Annotated in this window: 6 protein-coding genes; 2 read left to right on the top strand and 4 right to left on the bottom strand. The window is 64.4% G+C overall.

The window, feature by feature from the left end; translation table 11 throughout:
* Window positions 1–85: 85 nt before the first annotated feature.
* On the top strand, window positions 86–1,414 hold the full coding sequence (locus AXW67_RS23050; RefSeq protein ID WP_076611901.1) for an IS1182-like element ISBne1 family transposase: 1,329 nt from the start codon (window positions 86–88) through the stop codon (window positions 1,412–1,414).
* A gap of 117 nt (window positions 1,415–1,531) precedes the next feature.
* On the opposite strand, the gene AXW67_RS23045 is transcribed toward AXW67_RS23050, so the two are convergent.
* From AXW67_RS23045 to ygfZ, 3 genes are read right to left on the bottom strand one after another with little or no spacing between them, the layout of a single operon-like run.
* A complete protein-coding gene (locus AXW67_RS23045; RefSeq protein ID WP_063679688.1) occupies window positions 1,532–2,146 on the bottom strand; it encodes a YfbR-like 5'-deoxynucleotidase in 615 nt (204 codons plus the stop codon).
* Entirely contained in the window at window positions 2,143–2,769 is a 627-nt protein-coding gene (locus AXW67_RS23040) for a DNA-3-methyladenine glycosylase I (protein WP_027553764.1), read from the bottom strand. Before AXW67_RS23040 ends, AXW67_RS23045 begins: the two co-directional genes overlap by 4 nt.
* Window positions 2,766–3,647 (bottom strand): CAF17-like 4Fe-4S cluster assembly/insertion protein YgfZ, encoded by an 882-nt coding sequence (ygfZ, locus tag AXW67_RS23035; RefSeq protein ID WP_063679687.1) that lies wholly within the window; start codon window positions 3,645–3,647, stop codon window positions 2,766–2,768. The genes AXW67_RS23040 and ygfZ overlap by 4 nt, the downstream gene beginning before the upstream one ends.
* 101 nt (window positions 3,648–3,748) lie before the next feature.
* Between ygfZ and AXW67_RS23030 the strand changes: the two genes are divergently transcribed.
* On the top strand, window positions 3,749–5,083 hold the full coding sequence (locus tag AXW67_RS23030; protein ID WP_063679686.1) for a dihydroorotase: 1,335 nt from the start codon (window positions 3,749–3,751) through the stop codon (window positions 5,081–5,083).
* 53 nt (window positions 5,084–5,136) lie between these two features.
* Here the strand turns inward: AXW67_RS23030 and AXW67_RS23025 are convergent, their stop codons facing one another.
* Window positions 5,137–6,504, bottom strand: coding sequence for an IS30 family transposase (locus AXW67_RS23025; RefSeq protein ID WP_201723621.1), 1,368 nt, complete (start codon window positions 6,502–6,504; stop codon window positions 5,137–5,139).
* Window positions 6,505–6,551: the final 47 nt, after the last annotated feature.

The following is a 6,551-nucleotide window of genomic DNA, read 5'->3' as shown; positions in this document are numbered from 1 at the left end:
ACCCACCCTACGAGACTGTGAATCTTTTTGTACCGGGCGTTGGGCGGATGTGATTCTCTGAGCAGGTTGATTGCTGGAGGCAGTGATGTCTGACGACGGACTTTTTGGCGAATTGCCGGAACAGTCGGGGCCACGAACCGAGGAGGTGCCGCGGGGTGGACCTCGGCTGCGCGAGCCTGTTCGCAATCAGATCGAGTTGCGAGCGGTCGATATTGATAGCCTGATCGGGCAGGATCATCCGGCACGGGTGATCTGGGCTTATGTTGAGGGGCTGGACCTGAGCGAGCTGGAGGATCGGGTCAAGGCGAGGGAAAACACGCCCGGCCATCCAGCACCGTCGCCGCGGCTGTTGCTGGCGCTTTGGCTTTACGCCACGAGCGATGGCGTTGGCAGCGCGCGTGCCTTGGACCGACTCTGCGATAGTCACGACGTCTATCGCTGGCTCTGCGGCGGCGTGTCTTTGAACCATCATACGCTGTCGGACTTCCGGGTCGGCTGTGCCGACTTGCTCGACCGTTTGCTGGTCGAACATCTGATGGCCCTGAATGAGGCAGGGCTGGTCGATCTGGAGAAGCTGACTCAGGACGGGGTGCGGATACGGGCGAGTGCGGGAACTGGCTCCTTCCGGCGGGAGGCGACGCTGGATCGGCAGATGGCACAGGCGAAGGCCGTAGTGGAAGAGCTCAGGCGCGAGGTTGATGCGGATCCGGAAGCCAGCAATCGGCGCATCCGGGCTGCCAGGGAGCGTGCGGCGCGGGAACGCAGCGAGCGGGTGCAAGCGGCCCAAGCCGCGCTGGCTGAGATCAGGCGCAAGCGAAAGCAGCTCGACGACAAGGGCGGCAACGGCAAAAAGCCGAAGGAATCACGTGCCTCCACCACTGATCCGCAAGCACGGGTGATGAAGATGGCGGATGCCGGCTTCCGCCCGGCCTACAATGTGCAGGTCGCCAGTGCAGCCGGCGAACTGCTCGTGGTCGCGATCGATGTCGACAACAGCGGCTCAGATCGTGGCTTGATGCGGCCGATGCTGGAGCGAACGCGCGCTCGGCTGAAGCGCTTGCCAGGCCGCTACCTCGCCGATGGCGGGTTCTGCAGTGGCGAGGACATCGAATGGGCGCATGGCGAAGGTGTTGAGATTTACTGTCCTCCCCCCAAATCCAGGAGCGGTGTCGATCCCTTTTTACCCCGGAGCAGCGACGGTCCTGGGGTAGCGGCTTGGCGTGCTCGCATGGCCAGCGAAGCCGGCAAGGCACAGTACCAAGCCCGCACGATCTGCGAATGCATCCATGCCCGATGGCGGAACTGGGACCTCAGGCAATTGACCGTGCGCGGCATCGAGAAGATTCGTGCCGTCGTGCTCTGGTACGCCCTCACCAACAACATCCTGCAAGGACACCGTCTCGCAAAAGCATAGACCGCAGAAGCGGACCCGGCGGCCTGACGCCGCCGGCTTCTTGCCATCAGGGAGCCCTACCGCTCCTTGATGGCAAATGCCGAAACAAACCGAATTGGTTCACAGGCTCTACGGAAGCTACGCAAACACGGCGTTGAACCGTTCGAGGAACTGCTTCTCGGCCCGCGCCGCGGTCCAGGGCGTGAGATAATCGCGCCGGACGCTGTCGGAGAGGCCGGGATCGCGGCCGAATAGGCGTTTTGCCTCGGCCTCGCCAAAGCCGGCAAGCTCGGTCGCCTCCAGGTAGGCCGCGCCACGATCGGCGGCTTTGATCGCCAGTGTGATCTCCTCGGGCAGCACCGGCGGCAGGCCGAAGCGGATATGGATGGCGCCGAGCAGGCGCTTCTCGACCGCCTTGTAGTGGCCGTCGAGCACGGCCTTGAACGGCGAGATCATGTCGCCAATCACATATTCGGGCGCATCGTGCAGCAGGGCTGCGAGCCGCATGCGCTGATCGACGCGCGGCGCTTCGTGCCGCATCACGGTCTCCACCAGCAGCGTGTGCTGCGCGACCGAGAAGATGTGAGCGCCGGTGGTCTGCCCGTTCCAGCGCGCGACGCGCGCGAGGCCGTGCGCGATGTCGGCGATCTCGACATCGAGCGGTGAGGGATCGAGCAGGTCGAGCCGCCGGCCCGACAGCATCCGCTGCCAAGCGCGGGACTGCGCATCGTGCGCCGTCTTTTTCGCCGTCATTTGACCTTGAGGCGCGGCTTGCGCTGCGTCTTTCCGCAGGTCGCGTGGCAGTGGCAGTCGACGAGATGGTCATTGACCATGCCGGTCGCCTGCATGAAGGCATAGACGATGGTCGGACCGACGAACTTGAAGCCGCGCGAGGACAGCTCCTTGGAGATCTGCACCGACAGCGGCGTCGAGGCCGGCACGCTCGCCGTGGTCTTGAACTGGTTGACCTTGGGCCGGCCGTCGAGGAAGTCCCACAACAGTTTCGAGAAGCCCGGGCCTTTCTCCATGATCTCCAGATAGGACTTTGCGCTCAGGATCGTGCCGTCGATCTTGGCGCGGTTGCGCACGATGCCGACATCGTTCATCAGCGCATGGACTTTCTTCGCATTGTAGCGCGCGATCTTCTCCGGCTGGAAATCGTCGAAGGCTTTGCGAAAATTGTCGCGCTTGCGCAGGATGGTGATCCAGGAGAGACCGGCCTGGAAGCCGTCGAGGATCAGCTTCTCATAGAGCGCGCGGTCGTCATACTCCGGCACGCCCCATTCGGTGTCGTGATAGGCGACATAGAGCGGATCTTCACCGGGCCACGGGCAGCGCGTCAGGCCGTCGGGATGCAGGCGAGGGGCGCGGCTCATGCGACGGGCTGCTTGGCTGGGATGCGAACGACCTCGGGCTCCGCAAGCTGCAATGCGAGTCCACCGGCAGTGAGCGTTTGGCCCGCGTCGAGCGCGTCGGCCACGCGGTCGATGCGCACCAGTGCGATGCCTTTGCCGTCGGCGGTCGAGCCGATCGTGCCGACCTGTTTGTCGCCGGCAAGGATCGCCGCGCCGGCCTCGGGCGAGGGGCCCTCGAGCACCACCTTCACGCTGCGGGTGCGCGCGGTGCCGCGATGCTGCATGCGCGAGACGACTTCCTGACCGACATAGCAGCCCTTGTCGAAATCGACGCCGGCAAGACGATCCATGTTGGTCTCGTGCGGGAACGCATCGCTGTACATGAAATCGAGCCCGCCGCGCGGCACGCCGAGCGCGATCCGCTGCGCCTCATATTCGGACGCATCGACGAGCTCGGCGCCGATGAGGTCGGCGAGCTTCTGCTTGAGCTGTTCCGGGATCAGGATGCGGTGGCCGAGCCGCTCGTCGCGCGGATCGGCAAAGGTGAGGTCCGGCTGGGCCGCAAGCTGGCCGTCCCAGGTCGCGAGCACGCCGAGGTCGGCGGAGAGGTCTTCCACGGTAACCTTGGCGCGTAGCTTGTAGAATTTCAGCTTGGTGGCGAGGGTGTCCGCCAAGGGTTTCGGGCAGTCGATCAGGAACCCGCCGCCATGGCCGGACGGCACCTCCGTGATCAGGAAATCGACGACGATCTTGCCTTGTGGCGTCAGCAACGCCCCGAATCGGCCAAGGCCCGGCTTGAGCCTGTCGACGTCGGTGGTGACGAGGCCGTTGAGGAAGTTGCGCGCATCCTCGCCCGCGACCTTGATCACGCTCCGGTCGGGAAGAAACGCTGCTTTCATGCGAAAATCTCTTGCGACATGTTGCTCCGGAACGTAAGCCCGCAACGCGTAAACGACAAGACCTCGAGCCCTGCGCTTGGGGATGAGAGAGGCCTTCAGCCATGACCCAGCGTTTCGACGTGATCCTCAAAGGCGGCACCGTCGTCAACCAGGACGGCGAGGGCCCGCGCGACGTCGGCATCGCGGGTGGCCGTATCGCCGAGGTCGGCGCGCTGTCGCAGGCCTCAGCTGCGGAAGTGATCGATTGCAAGGGGCTGCACATCCTGCCCGGCGTGATGGACACGCAGGTGCATTTCCGCGAGCCCGGCTTGACACACAAGGAAGACCTCGAGACCGGCTCGCGCAGCGCCGTGATGGGCGGCGTCACCGCCGTGTTCGAGATGCCGAACACCTCGCCGCTGACGGTGACGGAAGCCGATTTCACCGACAAGGTGAAGCGGGCCCATCACCGCATGCATTGCGATTTCGCCTTCTTCATCGGCGGCACGCGCGAGAACGTGCAGGACCTCCCCATGCTCGAACGCGCACCGGGTTGCGCGGGCGTCAAGGTATTCATCGGCTCCTCGACCGGCGCGCTGCTGGTGGAAGACGATGAGAGCCTGCGCCGCATCTTCCAGGTGATCCGCCGCCGCGCCGCCTTCCATGCCGAGGACGAGTACCGCCTCAACGATCGCAAGTCGCTGCGCATCGAGGGCGATGCACGCTCGCACCCGGTCTGGCGCGACGAGACCGCGGCGCTGATGGCGACGCAGCGCCTCGTGAAGCTCGCGCATGAGACGGGCAAGCGCATCCACGTGCTGCACATCTCCACCAAGGAAGAGATCGAGTTTTTGCGCGACCACAAGGATGTCGCTTCCTGCGAAGCAACGCCGCATCATCTGACGCTCGCCGCGCCCGAATGCTACGAGCAGCTCGGCACGCTCGCGCAGATGAACCCGCCGGTGCGCTCGGCCGATCATCGCGCGGGGATCTGGCGTGGCATCGAGCAGGGCATCGTGGACGTGCTCGGCTCCGATCACGCTCCGCATACGCTGGAGGAGAAGGCGAAGACCTATCCGGCCTCGCCCTCCGGCATGACCGGCGTGCAGACGCTGGTGCCCGTGATGCTCGATCACGTCAATGCGGGCCGTCTTTCGCTGGCGCGCTTCGTCGATCTCACCAGCGCCGGCCCGGCGCGCCTCTACAACATGGCCTGCAAGGGCCGGATCGCCGCGGGCTATGACGCCGACTTCACCATCGTGGACCTCAAGCGCCGCGAAACCATCACCAACAAATGGGTCGCCTCCAAGGCCGGCTGGACCCCCTATGACGGCATGCGCGTTACGGGTTGGCCTGTCGGTACCTTCATCCGCGGCCGCCGCGTGATGTGGCAGGGCGAGCTCGTCACGCCATCGCAAGGCGAGGCGGTGAGGTTTCTGGAGACGCTGAAGGCGTAGGGCTTCTCGCTCCGCTGTCATGCCCCGGCTTGACCGGGGCATCCAGGGCGGATTCAACCGCTCGTCGCAACACTCCGTGTATCGCTCACTCGGAGCAATTCGTCGAGGGTTTCTGCCGGTGTTTTCCAGCCGAGGGTTTTGCGGGGCCTTGTGTTGAGTGCAAGAGCCACGGCCTCCAGATCATCGGCATCGTGCATGCTGAGATCCGTCCCCTTTGGAAAGTACTGGCGCAGCAACCCATTCGTGTTCTCGTTGGTGCCGCGCTGCCACGGGCTGTGAGGGTCGCAAAAGTAGACCTGCACGCCTGCATCGATCTTCAGACGCGCGTGCTGAGCCAGCTCAGCTCCTTGATCCCAGGTTAGAGACCGCCGCAGTCGCTCGGGCATGGTGAAGATTGCGCGGGTGATGGCGTCTCGCACCGCCTCAGCGCCATGTCCGGCGAGTGCAGGTCCATTCTTCACGCGAGCATCCTGTTCCTGACCGGTCATGCGCGGCAAATGCAGCAGAATGGTAAAACGGCTCGTGCGCTCCACCAAAGTGCCGATCGCGGAACTACCGAGGCCCATGATGAGGTCACCTTCCCAGTGACCCGGCACAGCTCGATCGGCAGCTTCCGCCGGACGTTGACTGATCATGATCTCGGAAGGAATGAAGCTTCTGCCTTTGCGGGCGCGCGCCCTCGGCATCCGCAAGGCCCGCCCAGTGCGCAAGCAGGCCGTCAGTTCACGGCGCAAAGCTCCTCGACCCTGCACATAAAGGGCCTGATAAATTGCCTCGTGACTGATGCGCATCGTCTCATCCTCGGGAAAGTCGAGCCGAAGTCGCCGAGAAATCTGTTCCGGGCTCCATGCCGTCGCCCAGCGTCGGTTTTGCCGATGCACCGCCCGGCGGCCCTTCCACACGACCTTCGGGCCAACGAGGAGCGCCCCGTCTGGCTTAGCGATCATACCGGCAAGCCTGTCCTGCACATAATCCCGCAGGGTCGGGTTGATTGCCAACTTCGCAAACTTGGGCCGTCGGGCGGACTGATCAGCATGCCATTGTGCCGTGGTCGCCCGGTACTCTGGAGCGCCATGGCGGCGCGCCACATTGCGACGGAGCTCACGGGAGATCGTGCATGGAGGCCGGCCGAGCTGACGAGCGATGGCTCGCACCCCATGCCCCTGCGCGCGCAAGATGGCAATCTCCTCACGTTCGGCGAACGACAGGTAGCGCTCCGACCGAGGTTTGGACGATCGCGACAAATGTGTTGGCGGCATACCGCCCGCCCTCCGGAACCAGCGTACTCCGACCGACGGCGACACCCCGGCCTCAACCGCAGCATCCCCGCTCGATCGCCCCAAGGCAATCGCAGTCCAGAACGGTCTATAATCTTCTCGTAGGACCTCTCGGGGACGATCTGTCCGCACACGCTTCTCCATCGCAACCTCTTTTGCTCGAGTGTTGCGACGAGCGGTTGAATCCGCCC

It is taken from the genome of Bradyrhizobium neotropicale (assembly GCF_001641695.1).
Taxonomy (GTDB): domain Bacteria; phylum Pseudomonadota; class Alphaproteobacteria; order Rhizobiales; family Xanthobacteraceae; genus Bradyrhizobium; species Bradyrhizobium neotropicale.
The sequence above is the reverse complement of the archived record's forward strand: the minus strand, read 5'-3'. Positions and strand labels throughout refer to the sequence as shown.